This is a genomic window from Klebsiella sp. 7-CIP_Kleb., assembly GCF_050378655.1.
Lineage (GTDB): Bacteria > Pseudomonadota > Gammaproteobacteria > Enterobacterales > Enterobacteriaceae > Klebsiella > Klebsiella quasipneumoniae.
On record NZ_JBNRLJ010000001.1, the window covers coordinates 765,550 to 786,132 of the forward strand.

The 20,583-nt window shown below is 57.7% G+C and carries 22 protein-coding genes, 1 other RNA gene and 1 other annotated feature; of the genes, 9 read left to right on the forward strand and 14 right to left on the reverse strand.

Features of this window, described 5'->3' with window-relative positions:
• Positions 1-123 precede the first annotated feature (123 nt).
• An RNA gene (gene rprA / locus ACQUTI_RS03785) (antisense sRNA RprA) lies at positions 124-231 on the forward strand.
• Between the two features lie 85 nt (positions 232-316).
• On the opposite strand, the gene ppsA is transcribed toward rprA, so the two are convergent.
• Positions 317-2,695 (reverse strand): phosphoenolpyruvate synthase, encoded by a 2,379-nt coding sequence (gene ppsA / locus ACQUTI_RS03790; protein ID WP_004203115.1) that lies wholly within the window; start codon positions 2,693-2,695, stop codon positions 317-319.
• Positions 2,696-2,770: 75 nt separating this feature from the next.
• Here ppsA and ACQUTI_RS03795 point away from each other — a divergent pair, with 75 nt between their 5' ends.
• From ACQUTI_RS03795 to hemP, 4 genes are all read left to right on the forward strand, one after another.
• Positions 2,771-2,890 carry a hypothetical protein gene (locus ACQUTI_RS03795; RefSeq protein ID WP_004203117.1) on the forward strand — a complete coding sequence of 40 codons (120 nt, stop codon included), beginning with the start codon at positions 2,771-2,773 and terminating at the stop codon, positions 2,888-2,890.
• A 144-nt stretch (positions 2,891-3,034) separates the two neighbouring features.
• Positions 3,035-3,868, forward strand: coding sequence for a posphoenolpyruvate synthetase regulatory kinase/phosphorylase PpsR (gene ppsR / locus ACQUTI_RS03800; protein WP_002909061.1), 834 nt, complete (start codon positions 3,035-3,037; stop codon positions 3,866-3,868).
• A 154-nt stretch (positions 3,869-4,022) separates the two neighbouring features.
• Positions 4,023-5,069, forward strand: coding sequence for a 3-deoxy-7-phosphoheptulonate synthase AroH (gene aroH / locus ACQUTI_RS03805; protein WP_004203118.1), 1,047 nt, complete (start codon positions 4,023-4,025; stop codon positions 5,067-5,069).
• Positions 5,070-5,223: 154 nt separating this feature from the next.
• On the forward strand, positions 5,224-5,403 hold the full coding sequence (gene hemP / locus ACQUTI_RS03810) for a hemin uptake protein HemP (protein ID WP_023290103.1): 180 nt from the start codon (positions 5,224-5,226) through the stop codon (positions 5,401-5,403).
• 29 nt (positions 5,404-5,432) lie between these two features.
• Here the strand turns inward: hemP and selO are convergent, their stop codons facing one another.
• The 4 genes from selO to ACQUTI_RS03830 form a co-directional block, all read right to left on the reverse strand.
• Positions 5,433-6,875, reverse strand: coding sequence for a protein adenylyltransferase SelO (gene selO / locus ACQUTI_RS03815; RefSeq protein WP_135698759.1), 1,443 nt, complete (start codon positions 6,873-6,875; stop codon positions 5,433-5,435).
• A gap of 113 nt (positions 6,876-6,988) precedes the next feature.
• The gene (locus tag ACQUTI_RS03820; RefSeq protein WP_002909082.1) at positions 6,989-7,453 is read right to left on the reverse strand and encodes an NlpC/P60 family protein; all 465 of its coding nucleotides are present in this window, start codon (positions 7,451-7,453) and stop codon (positions 6,989-6,991) included.
• Between the two features lie 81 nt (positions 7,454-7,534).
• A complete protein-coding gene (btuD, locus tag ACQUTI_RS03825) occupies positions 7,535-8,284 on the reverse strand; it encodes a vitamin B12 ABC transporter ATP-binding protein BtuD (protein ID WP_043519798.1) in 750 nt (249 codons plus the stop codon).
• The gene (locus tag ACQUTI_RS03830; RefSeq protein ID WP_004203124.1) at positions 8,284-8,835 is read right to left on the reverse strand and encodes a glutathione peroxidase; all 552 of its coding nucleotides are present in this window, start codon (positions 8,833-8,835) and stop codon (positions 8,284-8,286) included. The genes btuD and ACQUTI_RS03830 overlap by 1 nt, the downstream gene beginning before the upstream one ends.
• Positions 8,836-9,071: 236 nt before the next feature.
• On the opposite strand from ACQUTI_RS03830, the gene ACQUTI_RS03835 reads away from it, so the two are divergent.
• Positions 9,072-9,872, forward strand: a complete 801-nt coding sequence (locus tag ACQUTI_RS03835) for a MetQ/NlpA family ABC transporter substrate-binding protein (RefSeq protein WP_004203125.1) — start codon at positions 9,072-9,074, stop codon at positions 9,870-9,872.
• Positions 9,873-9,917: 45 nt separating this feature from the next.
• Here ACQUTI_RS03835 and btuC read toward each other — a convergent pair whose 3' ends face one another.
• Entirely contained in the window at positions 9,918-10,895 is a 978-nt protein-coding gene (gene btuC / locus ACQUTI_RS03840; protein ID WP_004203127.1) for a vitamin B12 ABC transporter permease BtuC, read from the reverse strand.
• Positions 10,896-11,016: 121 nt separating this feature from the next.
• Positions 11,017-12,450: a gluconate:proton symporter gene (locus tag ACQUTI_RS03845; protein ID WP_428923209.1), complete on the reverse strand. Its 1,434-nt coding sequence runs from the start codon at positions 12,448-12,450 to the stop codon at positions 11,017-11,019.
• A gap of 327 nt (positions 12,451-12,777) precedes the next feature.
• Between ACQUTI_RS03845 and ACQUTI_RS03850 the strand changes: the two genes are divergently transcribed.
• Genes ACQUTI_RS03850 through ACQUTI_RS03860 form a run of 3 tightly spaced genes read left to right on the forward strand, consistent with a single transcriptional unit; the run spans position 12,778 to position 15,294 of the window.
• Positions 12,778-13,641: a LysR family transcriptional regulator gene (locus ACQUTI_RS03850; protein WP_428923233.1), complete on the forward strand. Its 864-nt coding sequence runs from the start codon at positions 12,778-12,780 to the stop codon at positions 13,639-13,641.
• A 37-nt stretch (positions 13,642-13,678) separates the two neighbouring features.
• Positions 13,679-14,944: a D-amino acid dehydrogenase gene (locus ACQUTI_RS03855; RefSeq protein WP_323073592.1), complete on the forward strand. Its 1,266-nt coding sequence runs from the start codon at positions 13,679-13,681 to the stop codon at positions 14,942-14,944.
• Positions 14,941-15,294 (forward strand): RidA family protein, encoded by a 354-nt coding sequence (locus ACQUTI_RS03860; RefSeq protein ID WP_004203134.1) that lies wholly within the window; start codon positions 14,941-14,943, stop codon positions 15,292-15,294. The genes ACQUTI_RS03855 and ACQUTI_RS03860 overlap by 4 nt, the downstream gene beginning before the upstream one ends.
• Before the next feature lie 52 nt (positions 15,295-15,346).
• On the opposite strand, the gene ihfA is transcribed toward ACQUTI_RS03860, so the two are convergent.
• From ihfA to infC, 7 genes are all read right to left on the reverse strand, one after another.
• On the reverse strand, positions 15,347-15,646 hold the full coding sequence (gene ihfA / locus ACQUTI_RS03865) for an integration host factor subunit alpha (RefSeq protein ID WP_002909098.1): 300 nt from the start codon (positions 15,644-15,646) through the stop codon (positions 15,347-15,349).
• 4 nt (positions 15,647-15,650) lie between these two features.
• Entirely contained in the window at positions 15,651-18,038 is a 2,388-nt protein-coding gene (gene pheT, locus ACQUTI_RS03870; RefSeq protein WP_122542823.1) for a phenylalanine--tRNA ligase subunit beta, read from the reverse strand.
• Between the two features lie 15 nt (positions 18,039-18,053).
• Positions 18,054-19,037 carry a phenylalanine--tRNA ligase subunit alpha gene (gene pheS / locus ACQUTI_RS03875; protein ID WP_002909105.1) on the reverse strand — a complete coding sequence of 328 codons (984 nt, stop codon included), beginning with the start codon at positions 19,035-19,037 and terminating at the stop codon, positions 18,054-18,056.
• Positions 19,038-19,100: 63 nt separating this feature from the next.
• Positions 19,101-19,225 (reverse strand) — a sequence feature (Phe leader region).
• Complete coding sequence (gene pheM, locus ACQUTI_RS03880; protein WP_001386830.1) at positions 19,176-19,220, reverse strand: pheST operon leader peptide PheM; 45 nt, start codon at positions 19,218-19,220, stop codon at positions 19,176-19,178. Its footprint overlaps the feature before it by 45 nt.
• Before the next feature lie 118 nt (positions 19,226-19,343).
• The gene (gene rplT, locus ACQUTI_RS03885) at positions 19,344-19,700 is read right to left on the reverse strand and encodes a 50S ribosomal protein L20 (RefSeq protein ID WP_000124850.1); all 357 of its coding nucleotides are present in this window, start codon (positions 19,698-19,700) and stop codon (positions 19,344-19,346) included.
• A gap of 50 nt (positions 19,701-19,750) precedes the next feature.
• Entirely contained in the window at positions 19,751-19,948 is a 198-nt protein-coding gene (gene rpmI, locus ACQUTI_RS03890) for a 50S ribosomal protein L35 (protein ID WP_001124225.1), read from the reverse strand.
• Positions 19,949-20,040: 92 nt separating this feature from the next.
• On the reverse strand, positions 20,041-20,583 hold the full coding sequence (infC, locus tag ACQUTI_RS03895; RefSeq protein ID WP_004189469.1) for a translation initiation factor IF-3: 543 nt from the start codon (positions 20,581-20,583) through the stop codon (positions 20,041-20,043).

Genomic DNA, 20,583 nt, shown 5'->3' on the forward strand with positions numbered 1-20,583 from the left:
CGCCGGCTCAACGCCAGACTTGTAGGCCCCTCACCCGCGTTTCACCTCCCGGACCTTCACAACAATTTAACTATTGAGAGGAATCTGATCGACGGCAAAGGCCCCGCTGCCTACTATTAGCTCACGGTTATAAATCAACACCTTGATTTATAAGCATGGAAATCCCCTGAGTGAAACAACGAATTGCTGTGTGTAGTCTTTGCCCATCTCCCACGATGGGCTTTTTTTTGTCCTGCGCTCACGACACCTGGCGCTCTGACACAGGCAAAAAAAATCCCCGGCATCGCTGCCGGGGATCGGTGTTGTCAGGGCGAACTTATTTATTCAGTTCCGCCAGACCTAACCAGGTTTGCACCACGGTGTCCGGGTTGAGGGACAGGCTATCGATCCCCTCCTCCATCAGCCAGGCGGCAAAATCTTCATGGTCAGACGGCCCCTGGCCGCAGATGCCGACGTATTTACCCTGCTGCTTCGCGGCGCGGATCGCCATCGACAGCAGGGCTTTCACCGCGTCGTTGCGTTCATCAAACAGCTCAGAGACCACGCCGGAGTCGCGGTCCAGACCGAGCGCCAGCTGGGTCATGTCGTTCGAACCGATGGAGAAGCCGTCGAAGTATTCGAGGAACTGCTCCGCCAGCAATGCGTTCGACGGGATCTCGCACATCATGATGATCTTCAGCCCGTTCTCGCCGCGCTTCAGCCCCTGACGCTCCAGCTCTTCGACCACCGCTTTCGCCTGGGCAACGGTACGGACGAACGGCACCATCACTTCAACGTTGGTCAGCCCCATGTCGTTACGCACGCGCTTCATGGCTTCACATTCCAGCGCGAAGCAGTCGCGGAAGCTTTCGGAAACGTAGCGTCCGGCACCGCGGAAGCCGAGCATCGGGTTCTCTTCTTCCGGCTCATAGCGCTCGCCGCCTACCAGGTTGGCGTATTCGTTCGACTTGAAGTCCGACAGACGCACGATCACCCGTTTCGGATAGAAAGCGGCACCGAGGGTGGCGATCCCTTCGGTCAGGCGGCCAACGTAGAACTCTCTCGGCGAATCGTAGCCTTTCATCAGCTCGCGGATTTCGTTCTGCAGACCCGGCTCCTGGTCGTCAAACTCCAGCAGCGCGCGCGGGTGCACGCCAATCATGCGGTTGATGATAAACTCCAGCCGCGCCAGACCCACGCCTTCGTTCGGCAGGCAGGCGAAGTCGAAGGCGCGATCCGGGTTGCCAACGTTCATCATCACCTTCAGCGGCAGATCCGGCATGTCGCCGACGCTGGAGCTCTTGACGCTGAAGTCGAGCAGCTCGGCGTAGACATAGCCGGTATCGCCTTCGGCGCAGGAGACGGTCACGTTCTGGTTTTCCTGAATGCGATCGGTGGCATCGCCGCAGCCGACCACCGCCGGAATACCCAGCTCACGGGCGATGATAGCCGCGTGGCAGGTACGGCCGCCGCGGTTGGTGACGATCGCCGAGGCTTTCTTCATGATCGGTTCCCAGTCCGGGTCGGTCATATCGGTAACCAGCACGTCGCCCGGCTCAATGCGGTTCATCTCGCTGATATCGTGGATCACCTTCACCGGACCGGCGCCAATGCGATGGCCGATGGCGCGCCCTTCGGCGATGATCTGCCCCTGAGCGTGGAGGGTATAACGCTCCATCACCTGGCCGCGGGAACGCACGGTTTCCGGACGCGCCTGGACGATAAACAGCTTACCGGTGTGGCCATCTTTCGCCCACTCGATATCCATCGGACGGCCGTAGTGCTTCTCGATCTGCACCGCCTGCTTCGCCAGCTCCTGCACCTCCTCGTTGGTTAACGAGAAGATATCGCGCTGCGCCTGCGGCACATCTTCGATACGCACCTGCTTGCCGTGCTCCTGGGTCGGCGCGTAAACCATGCGGATCTTTTTCGAGCCCATGGTGCGGCGCACGATCGCCGGGCGGCCAGCGGCCAGCGTCGGTTTGTGGACGTAGAATTCGTCCGGGTTCACCGCGCCCTGCACCACCATCTCGCCCAGACCCCACGCCGAGGTGATAAACACCACCTGGTCAAAGCCGGATTCGGTATCGATGGAGAACATGACGCCGGAGGAGGCCAGATCGGAGCGGACCATCCTCTGCACCCCGGCGGAGAGCGCCACGCCGCGATGATCGTAACCCTGATGCACGCGATAGGAGATCGCGCGATCGTTAAACAGTGAAGCAAATACGTGCTTCACGGCAACGAGCACGGCGTCAAAGCCCTGCACGTTGAGGAATGTCTCTTGCTGCCCGGCGAAGGAGGCGTCCGGCATATCTTCCGCGGTGGCGGAAGAGCGCACGGCGAATGAGGCCTCGGCGTCATCGGCGGACAGCAGGTCATAAGCATCGCGAATCGCGTTTTCCAGTTCGCTCTGGAAGGGGGTATCGATGATCCACTGTCGGATCTGCGCGCCCGCTTTCGCTAATGCGGAAACGTCGTCAATGTCGGTTTCATCCAGCAGCGCATAGATGCGCTGGTTAACACCGCTTTGGTCCAGGAACTGGTTGAAAGCATCAGCGGTGGTGGCAAACCCGTTAGGTACGGAAACACCCATACCGGACAGATTCGTAATCATTTCACCAAGGGAGGCATTTTTGCCCCCAACTCTGTCTACATCATTCATGCCGAGTTGGTTATACCAAAGCACCAGCGGTGACGAGCCATTGTTGGACATCGAGACAATCCTTTTGTGATTTAATACCAGTGAAAAAAATTTCACGATCGACTGCAAGATTATCCTGACATATTTATGGTGCTGAAAAAAACGGTGAATCGTTCAAGCAAATTATTTTTTCTTTTTTCGGACTGTTCCTCTGATATAGATAACTTGATGATTTTTAGGAATTATGACGAGAAACGCTGGAAATAACGGCAAAAAAAAGAAAATGAACCACCCTTTTCATAAAAAACAAAAATAGTGTTTCAATTTTAACAAGAGACAAATCAAACAGGGATATGCTTAAATTTAATATCCGCTTTCAGGCAATTAAACTCATTATACCGGATGGTCAAAATGGAAAGTGCTGTAGATCGCCACGTATTTTATATTTCTGACGGTACCGCCATTACGGCGGAGGTGCTGGGACATGCCGTCATGTCGCAATTCCCGGTCGCCATCAGCAGCGTGACCCTGCCGTTTGTGGAAAATATCAGCCGCGCGCGGGCGGTGAAAGAGCAGATCGACGCCATTTATCAGCAAACGGGCATCCGCCCGCTGGTGTTCTATTCCATCGTCATTCCGGAGATCCGCGATATCATTCTGCAAAGCGAGGGCTTTTGTCAGGATATCGTTCAGGCGCTGGTGGCCCCGCTGCAGCAGGAGCTCAACCTCGACCCGACCCCGGTGGCGCACCGCACCCACGGCCTGAACCCCGGGAACCTGATCAAATACGATGCGCGTATCGCCGCCATCGATTACACCCTCGCCCATGACGATGGCATCTCGCTGCGCAACCTTGACCAGGCGCAGGTGATCCTCCTCGGCGTGTCGCGCTGCGGCAAGACGCCCACCAGTCTGTACCTCGCCATGCAGTACGGCATTCGCGCCGCCAACTATCCGTTTATCGCCGACGATATGGACAATCTGGTTCTGCCGGCCTCGCTGAAACCCCTGCAGCATAAGATGTTCGGCCTGACCATCAATCCGGAACGTCTGGCGGCGATCCGCGAGGAGCGCCGGGAGAACAGCCGCTACGCCTCGCTGCGCCAGTGTCGGATGGAAGTGACCGAAGTGGAGGCGCTGTATCGCAAGAATAAAATCCCCTGCCTGAACAGCACCAACTATTCCGTTGAGGAAATAGCGACAAAAATCATGGACATCATGGGGCTGAATCGCAGGATGTACTAATACACTAGTACATTATTAAAAATTTGTTTATGCTATCACCCGTGGCCTATACAGGATCATGCCCTGCTCTTGCAATAAGCAGGGATTGGTTTATCGTGATGCGCATCACTTCCCGGCATTTTCGCTGGCGAAGAAACAGATTTTTGAGACCCCAATGAATAAAACAGACGAATTGCGTACCGCGCGCATTGAAAGCCTGGTAACGCCCGCGGAGCTGGCCCAGCGCCATCCCGTTACGGCCGACGTGGCCGCCCACGTCTCGGCCTCCCGTCGCCGAATTGAAAAAATCCTCAACGGCGAAGACCGCCGCCTGCTGGTGATTATCGGCCCCTGCTCCATTCACGACACCGACGCGGCGATGGAGTATGCCCGCCGCCTGCAGACCATGCGCGAGCGCTACCAGCCGCAGCTGGAGATCGTGATGCGCACCTACTTTGAAAAACCCCGTACTGTGGTGGGCTGGAAAGGCTTAATCTCCGATCCGGATCTCAACGGCAGCTACCGGGTCAACCACGGGATTGAGCTGGCACGGCGCCTGCTGCTGCAGGTCAATGAGCTGGGGGTGCCGACGGCCACCGAGTTTCTCGATATGGTGACCGGTCAGTTTATCGCCGATCTCATCAGCTGGGGAGCCATCGGGGCGCGCACCACTGAAAGTCAGATCCACCGTGAAATGGCTTCGGCGCTCTCCTGCCCGGTCGGGTTTAAAAACGGCACCGACGGCAATACGCGCATCGCCGTGGACGCCATCCGCGCCTCCCGCGCCAGCCATATGTTCCTCTCCCCGGACAAGCAGGGGCAGATGACGATTTACCAGACCAGCGGCAACCCGTTCGGGCATATCATTATGCGCGGCGGCAAACGGCCGAACTATCACGCCGAGGACATCGCCGCCGCCGGCGAGGCGCTGCGGGAATTCGATCTGCCGGAGCAGCTGGTGGTCGACTTCAGCCATGGCAACTGCCAGAAGCAGCATCGCCGTCAGCTGGAGGTGTGCGCCGATATCTGTCAGCAAATTCGCGCGGGCTCTACCGCCATCGCCGGCATTATGGCGGAGAGCTTCCTGCAGGAAGGGACCCAGAAAGTGGTTCCCGGCCAGCCGCTGGCCTGGGGCCAGTCGATCACCGATCCCTGCCTGAGCTGGGAAGACAGCGAACGTTTATTGAGTGAGCTGGCGGCCGCCACGGCCACCCGTCTGTGACCGCTCCGCCCGCCGCGCATGCGGTGGGCGAACCCCTTCTGACATTCCCTACCAAATTCGGTAACACGATAAATAACGCTTGCCGTCAAAAACAACATTATTGATAATGATTATCATTGTTGCTTTGATTTTTATTTTGAGAGCTATGACGCGTATGGATAACACTGCCACAGCTGAAAAACCAAAAGACAATGCCCCCTATCCCGTGGCGACGGACAGACAGATCAGCAGTCGGGTTCTGTTAGGCAGCGAAGGACGGGTAGTCATTGAGCATGGCGGCCAGCGCTATCTGCTGCGCCAGACCCACGCCGGGAAGTTGATCCTGACCAAATAGTCGCCCCGCGGTGCGCGGGGCGAGGCGAGTTAGCTCGAGCAGCTGACTTCCAGACGTTTCCCCCAGTCCGGCGGCCGGCGGACGTAGTCGTCCTCGCGATCGGTGAAAGGATCGGCCAGCGCGGCATGCAGACGCTCCAGCTCCCCCATATCGCCAGCCTCAGCCTGCTCGATCGCCCGCTGCGCCAGCCAGTTACGTAATACCAGCGCCGGGTTGACGCCCTGCATCCGCTGCTGGCGCTGGGCATCCCCCACCTGTTCATCACGCAGCCGCGCGCGATATCCGGCGAACCAGCTGTCGAAAGCCGCACGGTCGATAAACTCGTCGCGCAGCGGCGAGGCGGCGCTGAGCTGTTCGCTGTGGCTCAGCAGGCGGAACGTTCGGGTATAGTCGCTTCTCTCGCGGATCATCAGGGCAAACAGACCGTCGAGCAGGTCGTTATCCCCTTTCTGCTGGCTGAACAGGCCAAGCTTGTCGCGCATCCGCTGGCCATAGGCGGTCAGCAAGGCGTGCTGATACTCATCCAGCGCCGCATTCAGCGCTTCGGCGCTGATAAACGGCGACAGCGACTGGGCCAGACGCTGCAGATTCCACAGCCCCACCGCCGGCTGGTTTTCAAAACTGTAGCGCCCCTGATAGTCGGAGTGGTTGCAGATGAAGTCCGGCTGAAAATCGTCAAGGAAGCCATACGGGCCGTAGTCGATGGTCAAACCGAGAATCGACATGTTGTCGGTATTCATCACCCCATGGGCAAAGCCCACGGTTTGCCAGCTGGCGATGGTCTGCGCGGTACGCGTGACAACGTCACGGAACCATAACAGGTACTTGTCCGCCTCATCCTGCAGTTGCGGCCAGTGGTGGCGAATGACATAGTCGGCCAGCTGCTGGACCTTCTGCGGCTCGCGACGATAGTAAAAATGTTCGAAATGGCCAAAGCGGACATGGCTCTCGGCCACGCGCATCAGCATCGCGCCAGGCTCCACGCGCTCGCGGTAGACCGGCGTATCGCTGGTCACCATCGCCAGGGCGCGCGTCGTCGGGATCCCCAGGGCGTGCATCGCCTCTGACGCCAGACTTTCCCGGATCGTCGAGCGCAGCACGGCGCGGCCGTCTCCCATCCGCGAATAGGGGGTCAGGCCGGCGCCTTTCAGATGCCAGTCGTAACGACGGCCATCCGCCAGCTGCTGCTCGCCGAGCAGGATCCCACGGCCGTCGCCCAGCTGGCCGGCCCAGGCGCCAAACTGATGGCCGCTGTATACCTGCGCCAGCGGGGACATGCCCGGGAGCAGCGCTTCCCCGCCCCAGACGCCGGCCCCGCTTTCAGGCGCAAACAGCGCGTCAGGGACGCCCAGCTGTTGCGCCAGCGGGGCGTTGCGCCAGATAAGTCGGGCGTTATCCAGCGGCGTTGGTGACAGGGAAGTGTAAAAGTCCGGCAGTTCATCCCGCCAGTGGGTGGTAAAAGAAAGGGTCATGGTTCCTCCTCTCTCCAGTGTAGTGCCTGGAACAGCGGATTAACACGGGCGGAGTGCAGGGTTATCGGCATAAAAAAGGGAAGCGCTCGCTTCCCTCAGGCCGCTGAATGACGTCAGATACGCCGCGCCTGCCAGAACTTTTTGTTCCAGTAGACGTTATCCAGCGAGGAACGGGTGACGCCCTGACTGGTGGAGGCATGTATAAACTGGTTATCGGTATCGTAGATGCCGACGTGCAGGCCGCTTTCGCCTGAGCCGGTTTTGAAGAACACCAGATCGCCAGGCAGCAGATCGCGCTTATCAATCCGGGTACCGATTTCCGCCTGCTCGCGGGTTTCGCGCGGCAGCTGGAGGGCAAATTTATCGCGAAACGTGCGCACCACAAAGCCGGAGCAGTCGACGCCGCGCGGCGTCATGCCGCCGTAGCGATACGGTGCGCCGCGCCAGCTGCGCAGCTGCTCGTTCAGATTCGCCACCACCGTAATGGAGTCAGCCAGCCGAGGATTCGGCGGCGGTGCCCGATGGCTGCTGCAGCCGGCTAAAATTAACGCCGCCGCCAACATGAACCAGAAGCGCATTTCAGATGATCCCTCTGTCCCTAGTCTCTTTATCGCAATAATTTAGCTTGTTTATCAATATAGTGACAAGATAACTGCGTGCTACTGTGACGCGATGAGCATAATATGACCGGCCACCTCCACGCGCTGGAACGGGATCGCATAGGCGGCGGTTAAATTTTCCTCATTCAGCACCTCGGCGGTCTCCCCGCAGGCGATGGCTTCCCCCTGGCAGAGCAGCCAGCTCTGTCCGGCATGGCGCAAAGTGTGGTTGAGATCGTGACTGCTCATCACCACCGCAATTCCCGCCGCGCTTAGCTCGCGTAACAGCCGATCCAGCGCCGCCTGCTGGGCCACATCCAGACTGTTCATCGGCTCATCCAGCAGCAGCAGTTGACCCATGGGATTGCTTAAGGGATCGATCTGCAGGATCACTGCCGCCAGCCGCACGCGCTGCCACTCGCCGCCCGACAGCTGATTGACCGGACGGCCCAGCTTATTGTCCAGACCAAGCCGGGCCGCGATATCGCTCAGACGGGCGCTATCACCCTGCTGCTGCATATGCAGCGCCAGGTAGTGCCACACCGGCATGGCGAACGGCGGGGTCTGGTGTTGACACAGATATCCGCGACGGCGCGCCAGCTCCGTCGCCGGCCACTCGTCAAGCCGTCGTCCGTTAAAATGAATCGTACCGGGGCCGTCGGACAGTCCCGCCATGCGGGCCAGCAGCGTGCTCTTCCCTGCGCCGTTAGGCCCCACCAGGTGGACGATCTCCCCGGCGCGAAAGGCCGCAGAAAACGGGGCCAAACGCCCCGCCGCTTCTACATCCTGTAGCTGCATCAGAAACGACATTATTTCGCCAGCGCTCCTTTAATCGCCGCCACCAGCTGCGGATCGTCCGGCGTCATGTCCGGAGAGAAGCGCTGAATGACGTTGCCCTGGCGATCGACGAGGAATTTTTCGAAATTCCACAGAATGTCGTCCACGTACAGCGGCGCCCGGCCCTTGCTGGCCATCCGCTCATAAAAACCGCTGCCTTCCGGGGCCACCGCCTTCGGCGCGGCGGCAACCAGCTTTTGATAGAGCGGCGCGCGATGTTCGCCGTTGACGTCAATCTTGCTGAACAGCGGGAAGGTGACGCCGTAGGTGGTGCTGCAGAAGGTCTTAATCTCTTCTTCACTGCCCGGCTCCTGGCCGAGGAACTGGTTGCAGGGGAAGCCCAGGACGCTGAAGCCCTCGCCGGCAAACTGCTTTTGCAGGTCCTCCAGTTGCTCGTACTGCGGCGTCAGGCCGCATTTGGAGGCCACATTGACGATCAGCAGTACCTTGCCGGCAAAGGATGCCAGGGTGGTTTTCTCGCCATCAATGGTCGTCACTTCGGTATTCAGAATGTCATGTTGCATAGCCTGTCCTCAATGGATAAACCGGTTTCCGGTGAAGGTGATCCCTATCTACTGTAGCGGATTCAGCGCCCGCCATTCTACTGCCAATCCCCGCGAGTTGTCGCATGATGTAACAGCGCTTCGCTGCCCGTCGGCAACATGAAATCCTCTCAATTGGGCAGGCAACCATTTCCGTGTACAGTGTTCCATGAATGTAATATGGTTTTGTTACTTGTTAATTTAAGAGAGTTTTATTGATGAAGAAGTTGTTTAGCCTGGCGTTAATCGCCGCCTCTGTCGCCCTGCTGAGCGCCTGCTCTCCGGATGAAGATAATAAAGTGAAAGTCGCTATCAATACCGGGCCGGACGAAGCCATCTGGAAAGTAGTGGAGCAGGTAGCGAAGGATAAATATCACCTCGACGTCGAAGTGGTCTCCTTCAATGATTACGTGCTGCCTAACGAAGCGCTGAACAACAAAGATGTGGATGCCAACGCCTTCCAGACCCTGCCTTACCTTGAGGCGCAGTCGAAGGAGCGCGGCTATAAATTCGCGGTGGTGGGTAAAACCTTTGTCTTCCCTATCGCCGCCTATTCACATCGCATCAAAAATATCAGCGAGCTCCCTGAGGGGGCGACAGTGACCATCTCTAATGAAACCACCACCCTGGGCCGCAGCCTGCTGCTGCTGCAGGCGCAGGGACTGCTCAAGCTGAAACCGGGCGTCGGCTATTTACCCACCACGCTGGATATCATCGACAACCCAAAACAGCTGAAAATTGTGGAGGTGGATACCCCGCAGCTGACTCGTACTCTGGATGACCCGAACGTCAGCCTGTCAATCATTAACACCAACTTCTCCGCCCAGGCTGGCCTGTCGGCCGCCCGCGACGGCCTGTTCATGGAGGGACCGGATTCCCCTTACGTGAATGCGATCGTCGCCCGCGAGGATAACAAGGACAGCAAGAAAATTCAGGAACTGAAAGCCGCCTTCCAGACCAGTGAAGTCGCGGAAAAAGCGAAGGAAGTCTACAAAGGCGACGCGATCAAAGGCTGGTAAGCCCGAGCCGGCGCCGTCCCTGCAGACGGCGTCGCGCTATCCCCGTCACCGCGAGCGCAGCAGCAACCAGATAAAGACCGGCGCGCCCAGCGTCGCCGTCACCACGCCAATCGGCAGCTCAGCGGCGGAAAGCGCCAGCCGGGCGATAATATCCGCCCCCAGCAAAGCGCTTGCCCCCGCCAGCATGCAGGCCGGGAGCAACACCCGGTGATCGCTCAAGCCGCATAGCCGCAGAATGTGCGGGATCACCAGGCCGATAAAGCCAATCGCCCCCGCCAGCGCCACGCTCACGCCGACCATCCAGCCGGTCGCCACCACCAGCAGCTTGCGCCACAGCCACAGCGGCAACCCGAGCTGACGGGCGGAGACTTCGCCCAGCGCCAGTAAATTCAGGGGTTGTGACTGCAGACAGACCCAGCAGAGTACCGGCAGGAGGGCTATCATCAGCCACAGCTGCTGCCAGTCGACGCCGCCAAACCCGCCCATCATCCAGTACATCAGCTGCCGCAGGTCAAAAGAGGTGGAGAAGTACACCGCCCAGGTCATCAGGGCGCTGCAGATGATGCCCAGCGCCACCCCCGCCAGCAGCAGACGGCTGGTGGAAAGATGGCGGCGGGCGAAACGCAGCAGAATAAAGGTGATCAGCAGCGCGCCGAGGATCGCGCACAGCCCAAGCGCCCAGCCTGGTAACAGGCCTTTGCCCAACAGGACGGCGGCAATCAGCCCGACGCCCGCGCCGTTGGAGACGCCCAGCAGACCCGGTTCCGCCAGCGGATTTTCAAACAGCGCCTGCATTATCGCCCCGGAGAGCGCCAGCGCCGCCCCCACCAGCAACACCGCCAGGGTCCGAGGCAGGCGGATCTGCCAGATAAACAGCTGCCCCTTGGCGCTGAACCACTCGCCGGGCGGGATCCATTGATCCCCCGCGCACAGACTGATCAGCAGGGTGACCAGCAGCAACAGCGTTAAACCAAAGAGCCAACGCCGGCTGCGGCGCTGTTGGAGATGGGCGAGAGTCAGCATAGATTCCATTACGCACTGGGAACAAGAGGCTGATTTTACGGTGGCTGTCGCGGTGAGAAAAGGAAAACCTCACGGCCAAACGTCGACGCGGAGGAGGCTCCCCCGCGTCGACCATCCCGCTTTACACCAGGATCTGAAACAGCAGCGCGAAGAGAATGATGTTCGCCACCACGATTGCCCAGCCGTTATAGAGCATGTATTTCAGATGAGTAGACTGTGCCAGCCCCATCTGGCCGAACATGTCCGATGAGGGGAACGGCCCGAACCAGTCCACCTGAGACGAGGCCAGCAGCACTGCGGTGGTCCCCTGCGGCGGCACGCCGGCGGCCATCAGCATTGGGCCAAAGATTTTATGAGTAAAGGTCATCTGGGCCACCGCCGCGCCAGGCACATGGCCGATAATATTGAACGCGAAGATGCAAAAGCACAGCCAGGCCGGGGAGATCCCCTCCAGCAACGGCTGGGTATACTCCAGCAGCCCTTGATAGGCGTGCAGGCCATCCATCAGCTCAAGGATCGGGTTGTACAGCCAGTAGAGAATAAACATCCACACCAGACGACCGCAGCCGTGATAGAGCGCCTGCAGGATCTGCGTCGGCCGCAGGCCGCCCACCAGCCCGGTCATCAGCGCCACCAGCAGCATGACGATAATTGCAAAGCTAAAGCCGGCTTTAATCACCACTCCAACTACCGCCATCACGATGATGGTCGCGGCGAAAGCCAGCGCGCTTAATTTACGCCGGCGCTGCTGCGCGGCGTTAAGTTCCTCTTGCGGCTTTTCCGAGAGATCGACTTCATAGCGCAGTTTGCCTTCGGTCATCTTCTGGATCCGTCCCGCCATGATCCAGCCGGCTAACAGGGTGACGGCGCTCATCGGCAGGCCGACATACAGCAGATAATCCGGATAGCTCAGTCCGCCAAGGCTGAGGATCGTCACGGTACTGGGAGTGAAGGGCCCGGTAAAGAGTCCAACGGAACCGGCGGTCATCATCAGCGCAGCCACCGTCGGCGGCGTTAAGCGTACCGCCGCCGCTACGGGGATAATCACTGCGACAATAATCGCGTTGCCACCGGCCATGGTGCCCAGCGAACCGCAAATTAAAATCGATGACACCACAATGCCGAACTTGACCCGCGTCTGGCTCGACAGCCCAATACGGTGGACCACGAATTTCACCAGCTCAACCGCCGCGCCGGTGCGCGTGGCTACCTCCCCCACGCCGGCGCCGAGCATAATGATAAGCCCGACGGTGGCAATAAATGACCCGGTGGATTTCGCCAGCATCACGCCCATTTCCGGCAGACCGGTTGAGGTCATGATCATGGCGATAATAATCGAGGAGATGACCGCCAGCACAATATCGACGCCGATCAGCGATAATATCGCTAACGCCACCAGCGGCGTAAATCCCAGCAGGCCAAGCTCGCTGCCCGGTCGACCGTGGCACCACAGCGCAATCAACACGAACAGCAGCAATAACAGACCGGTAATAACGTTTTTTCGCGTGATATTTCGTCTGACAGGCGTATTGCCTGCGAGCGTTGAGTCACTCATAACACTCCTTAATGCCAATCAATCCGACCGTAAAGGTCAGGTGGTGTATTGGGGCCTGCTCAGAAAATATCCTCCCTCTTTTTCATTATTGGCCGCGGCCTGAGGGTCTGGTGGGGTACAAAGGAAACGATTCTGAGAGCGTTTTATTCCGCCATCAGGCGGGGCCAGCAGCACAATATGTAACCAACGCGCTGATTGGTGATTAAATTTATGTTAACTTAGTGTTAGTAGAAAATGACTTTTTATCGGTAGGCTATAACCCTGAGTTAACTGTTCATGAAACTGCGTCATCTGGAAATCTTCTATGCCGTCATGACCTGAGGCTCTCTGTCGCGGGCAGCGGAATCGCTCAATATCTCCCAGCCAGCGGCCAGCAAAGCGTTAAAAAGCGCCGAGCTGAAGCTGGGCTTTACCCTCTTTCAGCGGGTGCGCGGCAAGCTGCTGCCGACCAGCGAGGCGATCACACTTTTCGAAAAAGCGCAGACTATTTATCAGGACCTCGATAACCTGCGCCTGCTGGCCGATAACCTGGCCCGCGATCCGCGTGCCAAAATCACCTTAGGCTGCCTGCCAAGCCTGGGGTTAAGCCTGGTACCGGAGCTGGTGACCGATTTTTATCAACAAAACAGCAATCTGGTAATGACGCTCACCACAGAACACACCGAGACGCTGGTTAGAAAACTGGATTTACGCGAGATAGATTTAGCGCTGACGCTTCAGCCGGTGCAGCAGGGAGAGATCCTTACCACCCTGATTGCCGAAGTGCCGCTGGTGTATATCGACCGTCATTATCGTCAGGGTGCGGTGGACATCAGCGAGATCGACCAGCAGCGATGGATCTCGCCGGGGCCGCATTCGCTCTCCGCCGCCATCGCCACCCGTCGCGACTTTTCCACTACCCGGCTAAACGTCCAGACCTACTATATGGCCACCGAGTTCGTGAAGCGCGGCATGGGCTGCAGCATTACCGATATCTTTTCCGCCCAGCACAACCTTTCTCCCGAGATGATCCATCCCATCACGCCGCCGATCGCAATTAACCTCTGCCTGTTACGGCGGGCCGACGTTTCCCTGAGCCCGATGGCGCAAAAGTTCGTCGATTTTCTCTGCCAGCGCCTGCGCCAGCAGCTCAAGGAGATTAACCTGCGGTTATACCCTGACCATAAAAAGTCAATTGCGCCGCTGGGGTAAATGCTTTGACATAACCCGATAAATTGATCAGCGGTGGATATATCGGGTTATGAACAAACGCATTGTCATTATCGGCGGCGGCGTGGTCGGTCTGGCCACGGCCTGGGAACTGATTAAGCGCGGCCATCAGGTGCAATTACTGGAGCGCAATGGCGAACCGGCCAGCGCCACCAGTTTTGCCAACGGTGGACAATTAAGTTACCGCTACGTCGCTCCTCTTGCCGACAGCGGCGTTCCCCTGCAGGGGATGAAATGGATGGGTAAAGCCGATTCGCCGCTCAATATGCGTCTCAATATCTCTTTTCAGCAGTGGCGCTGGCTGCTGCAGTTCCTGCGCGCCTGTAATAGCCAGACCAATAAAATAAACGGCGACCATATATTGCGTCTGTCGCTGCTCAGCCGGCAGGTTATGCAGTCGTGGCGGGAAGAGGATAGGCTTGCCGATTTTCACTGGCGACGCAGCGGAAAATTAATTATCCATCGCCGGGAATACGATTTTACTAAAGCGGCAAGAGGGATAGATCCTCAATATCAGCAGGTGCTGAATGCTGAAGCCTGCCTGCGGCTGGAGCCGGCGCTAAAACATATCAGCCCTTCGCTACAGGGCGGCATTTATTCGCCGGGGGATGAAACGGCGGATTGCCATCAGTTTTGCCTTGCGCTGCTCGACAAGCTCACCGCCAGCAGCCGCTTCAGCCTGCTGACCCACTGTGAGGTGCTGCGGCTCACTAAGCGCGGCGGACGCGTCAGCGCCCTGGAGACCAGCCGCGGGAGCATCACCGGCGATGAGTATGTCGTCGCCGCCGGAAACGGCAGCGGCCCGCTGCTGGGACATCTGGGCGTTCGCGTGCCGCTCTGCGCCCTGAAGGGGTACAGCCTGACCCTTCCCTATCCCCAACAGACGGGCATTGCGCCGGACATCAGCGTTACCGACTATGGGCACAAAATTGTCTATGCCCGCCTTGGCCAGCAGTTGCGCATCGCAGCGATGGTGGACATCGGCTACGACGGCGACGAACTGCGCGAAAGCCGCATTCAGGCGCTGAAGAGCATCGTCGCCCGCAGCTTTCCCGAACTCGAGGGGTTGGACAAGGCCGAAGCCTGGACCGGCATGCGCCCCTCAACGCCAGCCGGCCCACCGCTGCTGGGACGCGCCGGCTACCCCAACCTGTGGATGAACCTCGGCCAGGGAAGCCTCGGCTTTACCCTCGCCGCCGGCAGCGCGGTGGTGCTGGGCGCGTTAATCGACAATCAGATGCCAGACATTTCTTTAGAAGGTCTCACATGGAAACAAACCGCATGACAATTATTCGCAATCATCCACAACCTCGTCTTTCCGCCAGCGTTGAGTATGGCAATCTGCTGTTCCTCTCCGGACAGACGCCGAAAAGCAACGAGGAGGAGATCACCTTGCAGACCCGCGAAGTGCTGGAGAAGATCGACGCCCTGCTGGCGGAGTCCGGGAGCGATAAGCGGCACATTCTCTCCGCGCAGATCTGGCTGAAAAATATCGAACGTGACTTTGCTGCGTTCAATGAGGCGTGGGTGGAGTGGATGCCGGACGGCCATAGCCCGGCGCGAGCGGCCGTGCAGGCGGAGATGGCGCGACCAGAAATCCTGGTGGAGATCATGCTCACTGCCGTTAAAGCGTAAGTTTCGACAGAAAAGAAAAAGGCCGCGATGCGGCCTTTTTAATTAGTTCAGATTATTTGTCTTTAGGCGACGCGTTTTCGACACGGCTTTTCAGCTTCTGACCGGGTCTGAAGGTCACCACGCGCCGGGCTGTAATGGGAATATCCTCCCCCGTCTTCGGGTTACGTCCCGGGCGTTGGTTTTTATCCCGCAAATCGAAGTTGCCGAACCCGGAGAGTTTGACCTGTTCTCCGTTTTCCAGAGCACGACGGATCTCTTCGAAAAACAACTCGACCAGTTCTTTGGCATCCCGCTTGCTAAGCCCAAGCTTATCAAACAGATATTCTGACATTTCAGCTTTTGTAAGCGCCATAGGTTCAATCCCTCAATGATGCCTGGAATCGCTCTTTTAATGCCTCTACACATCTGGCAACGGTAGCGGCAATCTCCTCTTCTTCGAGTGTACGGCTGGTATCCTGCAGGATCAGGCTAATCGCAAGGCTCTTATACCCTTCCGCCACACCTTTACCACGGTACACGTCAAATAAGTTTACGCCAACTACCTGATTTACGCCAACTTTCTTACATTCGGCTAAAACATCGGCGGCAGCCACGTTTTCCGCGACCAGCACCGCGATGTCGCGACGGTTCGCCGGGAAGCGGGAAATATCGCGCGCCTGAGGCACCACGCGGTCTGCGAGCTTGTTCCACTCCAGTTCAAACACCAGAGTGCGACCGTTCAGATCCAGTTTACGTTCCAGCTCAGGATGAACAACCCCAATGAAACCAATGCGTTCACCTTTAAGATAAATCGCTGCGGACTGCCCCGGATGCAGCGCGGTGGTCGCTTCAGCACGGAATTCGATATCCGCTAATTTTCCGGTTAAATCCAGAACGGCTTCCAGATCGCCTTTCAGATCATAGAAATCGACCGTCTCTTTCGCCAGTGTCCAGTGCTCTTCGTAGCGGTTGCCGCAGATGGCCCCGGCCAGCATCACATCCTGACGAATGCCCAGCGGCGCGTTGGTGTCCGGCACAAAGCGCAGACCACTCTCAAAGATGCGTACCCGGCTCTGCTGACGGTTCTGGTTGTAGACCACGGTCCCCAGCAGGCCAGTCCACAGCGACAGGCGCATCGCCGACATTTCGCTGGAGATCGGGCTTGGCAGGATCAGCGCCTCTTCACCGGCGTGGATCAGCTGCTGGACTTTCGGGTCGACGAAGCTGTAGGTGATCACTTCCTGATAGCCTTTGTCATTCAGCAGCGTTTTCACCCGCTTCAGCGACAGGTCGGCTTCACGGTGGGTACCCATGATCAGACCCGCCTGCACCGGCTCATCAGGAATGTTGTTGTAGCCATAAACGCGAGCCACTTCCTCGACCAGATCCTCTTCGATCTCCATGTCGAAACGCCAGCTCGGGGCCACCGCCTGCCATTCGCCTTCGCCCACCGTCACTTCGCAGCCGAGGCGCTGCAGAATATCGGTAACCTGCGCGTCGTCGATATGGTGGCCAATCAGGCGATCCAGTTTGCTACGACGCAGAGTGATGGTGGCGCGTTTTGGCAGAGTCTCTTCGTTGGTCACGTCGATCACCGGGCCGGCTTCGCCGCCGCAGAGGTCGATCAGCAGACGCGTGGCGCGCTCCAGCGCTTTATACTGCAGGGCCGGATCGACGCCGCGCTCATAGCGATGAGAGGCATCGGTGTGCAGGCCGTGACGGCGCGCGCGGCCGGTGATAGACAGCGGGCTGAAGAAGGCACACTCCAGCAGCACGTTCTGGGTTTCGTCGTTAACGCCGGAGTGCTCCCCGCCGAAGATCCCGCCCATTGCCAGCGCTTTGTTGTGGTCAGCAATGACCAGGGTATCGCTGTCGAGCTTCGCTTCGGAGCCATCAAGCAGGACCAGGGTTTCGCCCTCTTTCGCCATGCGCACCACGATCCCGCCTTCGATACGGTCGCGGTCAAAGGCGTGCATCGGCTGGCCAAGCTCAAGCAGCACATAGTTGGTTACGTCAACCACCGCGTCGATGGAGCGGCTCCCGCAGCGGCGCAGTTTCTCTTTCATCCACAGCGGCGTCGGCGCTTTGACGTTGATGCCTTTCACCACGCGGCCCAGATAGCGCGGGCACGCCTGCGGGGCGTCAACCTGAATCGGCAGCACATCGTCAATGGTGGCGGCAACCGGGGTGATTTCCGGCGCGTTCAGCGGCGCCTTGTTCAGCACGGCCACGTCGCGCGCGACGCCGATGATGCCCAGGCAGTCGGCGCGGTTCGGGGTGACGCTGATCTCGATGGTGTTATCGTCTAGCTTAAGGTATTCGCGAATATCGGTACCGATCGGCGCATCCGCCGGCAGCTCGATAATTCCGCTATGATCGTCGGAAATGCCCAGCTCGGAGAAGGAGCACAGCATCCCTTCTGACGGTTCGCCGCGCAGCTTCGCAGCCTTGATTTTAAAATCGCCCGGCAGCACGGCGCCGATGGTCGCCACGGCGACTTTCAGCCCCTGACGGCAGTTTGGCGCGCCGCAGACGATGTCCAGCAGGCGTTCGCCGCCGACGTTGACTTTAGTGACGCGCAGTTTGTCGGCGTTCGGGTGCTGACCGCACTCCACGACTTCACCAACAACGACGCCGTTGAAGCTGCCGGCAACCGGCTCAACGCCGTCCACTTCGAGGCCCGCCATGGTGATCTGATCGGAAAGCGCTTCGCTGTCGATCGCCGGGTTAACCCACTCGCGTAACCACAGTTCACTGAATTTCATTGTTCTGTCCTGCCCTTATTTAAACTGTTTGAGGAAACGCAGATCGTTTTCGAAGAACGCGCGCAGATCGGTGACGCCATAGCGCAGCATGGTCAGACGCTCCATGCCCATGCCAAAGGCGAAGCCGGAATACACTTCCGGATCGATACCCACATTGCGCAGCACGTTCGGGTGCACCATACCGCAGCCCAGCACTTCCAGCCATTTGCCGTTTTTACCCATCACGTCGACTTCCGCGGACGGTTCGGTGAAGGGGAAGTAAGACGGACGGAAGCGTACCTGCAGATCTTCTTCAAAGAAGTTGTTCAGGAAATCGTGCAGGGTTCCTTTCAGGTTGGTGAAGCTGATGTTTTTATCAACGATCAGACCTTCCATCTGGTGGAACATCGGGGTGTGGGTCTGATCGTAGTCGTTACGATAGACGCGTCCCGGCGCGATAATACGGATCGGCGGCTGCTGGTTTTCCATGGTGCGGATCTGCACGCCGGAGGTCTGGGTGCGCAGCAGGCGAGTGGCATCGAACCAGAAAGTGTCGTGGTCAGCGCGCGCCGGATGGTGACCCGGGATATTCAGCGCATCGAAGTTGTGGTAATCGTCTTCGATTTCCGGGCCCGTCGCCACGGTAAAGCCGAGCTCACCGAAGAAACTTTCAATACGGTCGATGGTGCGGGTGACCGGATGCAAGCCGCCATTTTCAATGCGGCGACCCGGCAGCGAGACGTCGATGGTCTCTGCAGCCAGACGAGCATTCAGCGCCGCCCCTTCCAGTTCGGCTTTGCGCGCATTCAGCGCCTGCTGTACCTGCTCTTTCGCTTCGTTGATGACCGCACCGGCTGCCGGACGCTCTTCCGGCGGCAACTCACGCAGGGTGGTCATTTGCAGGGTCAGATGCCCTTTCTTACCCAGGTATTCCACGCGGACGTTGTCCAGCGCAGCAACATCTGATGCCTCGTTAATGGCTGCCTTGGCACTGGCAACCAGCTCTGCGAGATGTGACATGGTTTTCCTCATTATGTCGGTGCAGACACCGGTTATAGTGAAATTAATATTCCGAATCCATATACGAAAAAAGCCTCCACAGGGGAGGCTTTCTGGCGCTGTTTTCCGTTTCTTCTTTCACGCGCTAGCCTCCTGAGTTCAGGTGCTAAAGTAAAAAAAGAAGCGGAAAATAGCAGCATTCATGCTTGCATTACCTTGTCTGGTAAGAAACGTCAGACCTGTATTGAAAAGCCTGCGCCGATAAAAGTCAATGTATTGATGGTGTTGAAACGAAAAGAGGGAGACAAGCTCCCTCTTTCAACTGGCTTATGCCAGAGCTGCTTTCGCTTTTTCGACCAGAGCGGTGAACGCTACTTTGTCGAATACGGCGATGTCAGCCAGGATCTTACGGTCGATTTCAACAGAGGCTTTTTTCAGGCCATTGATGAATTTGCTGTAAGAAATACCGTTCTGACGTGCTGCTGCGTTGATACGTGCAATCCACAGTTGACGGAACTGACGTTTACGTTGACGACGGTCACGGTAAGCGTACTGACCAGCTTTGATAACAGCCTGGAAGGCAACGCGGTATACGCGAGAACGCGCACCGTAGTAGCCTTTAGCTTGTTTCAAAATTTTCTTGTGACGTGCACGTGCAATTACACCACGTTTTACGCGAGCCATGTGTGCTCTCCTGTATCTATTCTAAGTTAAAAAAGTTAAACGTTAACGACTTATGCGTACGGCAGGCACGCGATAACCAGGCCCAGATCGCCTTTGGAAACCATGGCTTTCGGACGCAGGTGACGTTTACGCTTGGTAGCTTTTTTAGTCAGAATGTGACGCAGGTTAGCGTGCTTGTGCTTAAAACCACCTTTACCGGTTTTTTTGAAGCGCTTAGCAGCACCGCGTACGGTCTTAATTTTTGGCATTTTAATAACTTCCACTTCGCATTGTTAATAAACGAAACAAAGGCGAACAAAACCAGTGAGCCGAAGCCCACCGGAAATGTTTCTTGATGGCCTTACTGTTTCTTCTTAGGAGCGAGCACCATGATCATCTGGCGGCCTTCGATCTTCGTTGGGAAGGATTCGACTACTGCCAGTTCAACCAGATCGTCTTTCACGCGGTTAAGCACTTCCATACCGATCTGCTGGTGGGCCATCTCACGACCGCGGAAACGCAGCGTGATCTTGGCCTTATCGCCATCTTCGAGAAAGCGAATCAGGCTGCGGAGTTTTACCTGATAGTCACCTTCATCAGTACCAGGGCGGAATTTAATTTCCTTAACCTGGATAACTTTCTGCTTCTTCTTCTGTTCCTTAGAAGACTTACTCTTTTCATAAAGGAACTTGCCGTAGTCCATGATACGACAAACTGGCGGCTCGGCGTTAGGGCTGATTTCAACTAAATCTACTCCAGCCTCTTCAGCCTTTTCGATAGCTTCTCTCAGACTCACAATACCCAGCTGCTCACCTTCCAGACCTGTTAAGCGAACTTCCTGGGCGCGAATCTCGCCATTGATACGATTCGGACGTGCCGTTTGAACTCGTTTTCCGCCTTTAAT

Coding starts and splice junctions, on each gene's coding strand:
- rpmI (WP_001124225.1), bottom strand. CDS start 19,948: ATGCCAAAAATTAAGACCGTACGCGGTGCTGCTAAGCGCTTCAAAAAA.
- ACQUTI_RS03820 (WP_002909082.1), bottom strand. CDS start 7,453: ATGCGCTTCTGGTTCATGTTGGCGGCGGCGTTAATTTTAGCCGGCTGC.
- ppsR (WP_002909061.1), top strand. CDS start 3,035: ATGGAAAGTGCTGTAGATCGCCACGTATTTTATATTTCTGACGGTACC.
- ACQUTI_RS03830 (WP_004203124.1), bottom strand. CDS start 8,835: ATGCAACATGACATTCTGAATACCGAAGTGACGACCATTGATGGCGAG.
- ACQUTI_RS03835 (WP_004203125.1), top strand. CDS start 9,072: ATGAAGAAGTTGTTTAGCCTGGCGTTAATCGCCGCCTCTGTCGCCCTG.
- hemP (WP_023290103.1), top strand. CDS start 5,224: ATGGATAACACTGCCACAGCTGAAAAACCAAAAGACAATGCCCCCTAT.
- ihfA (WP_002909098.1), bottom strand. CDS start 15,646: ATGGCGCTTACAAAAGCTGAAATGTCAGAATATCTGTTTGATAAGCTT.
- ACQUTI_RS03845 (WP_428923209.1), bottom strand. CDS start 12,450: ATGAGTGACTCAACGCTCGCAGGCAATACGCCTGTCAGACGAAATATC.
- ACQUTI_RS03795 (WP_004203117.1), top strand. CDS start 2,771: ATGGTGCTGAAAAAAACGGTGAATCGTTCAAGCAAATTATTTTTTCTT.
- ppsA (WP_004203115.1), bottom strand. CDS start 2,695: ATGTCCAACAATGGCTCGTCACCGCTGGTGCTTTGGTATAACCAACTC.
- ACQUTI_RS03860 (WP_004203134.1), top strand. CDS start 14,941: ATGACAATTATTCGCAATCATCCACAACCTCGTCTTTCCGCCAGCGTT.
- btuC (WP_004203127.1), bottom strand. CDS start 10,895: ATGCTGACTCTCGCCCATCTCCAACAGCGCCGCAGCCGGCGTTGGCTC.
- selO (WP_135698759.1), bottom strand. CDS start 6,875: ATGACCCTTTCTTTTACCACCCACTGGCGGGATGAACTGCCGGACTTT.
- pheS (WP_002909105.1), bottom strand. CDS start 19,037: ATGTCACATCTCGCAGAGCTGGTTGCCAGTGCCAAGGCAGCCATTAAC.
- btuD (WP_043519798.1), bottom strand. CDS start 8,284: ATGTCGTTTCTGATGCAGCTACAGGATGTAGAAGCGGCGGGGCGTTTG.
- rplT (WP_000124850.1), bottom strand. CDS start 19,700: ATGGCTCGCGTAAAACGTGGTGTAATTGCACGTGCACGTCACAAGAAA.
- pheT (WP_122542823.1), bottom strand. CDS start 18,038: ATGAAATTCAGTGAACTGTGGTTACGCGAGTGGGTTAACCCGGCGATC.
- aroH (WP_004203118.1), top strand. CDS start 4,023: ATGAATAAAACAGACGAATTGCGTACCGCGCGCATTGAAAGCCTGGTA.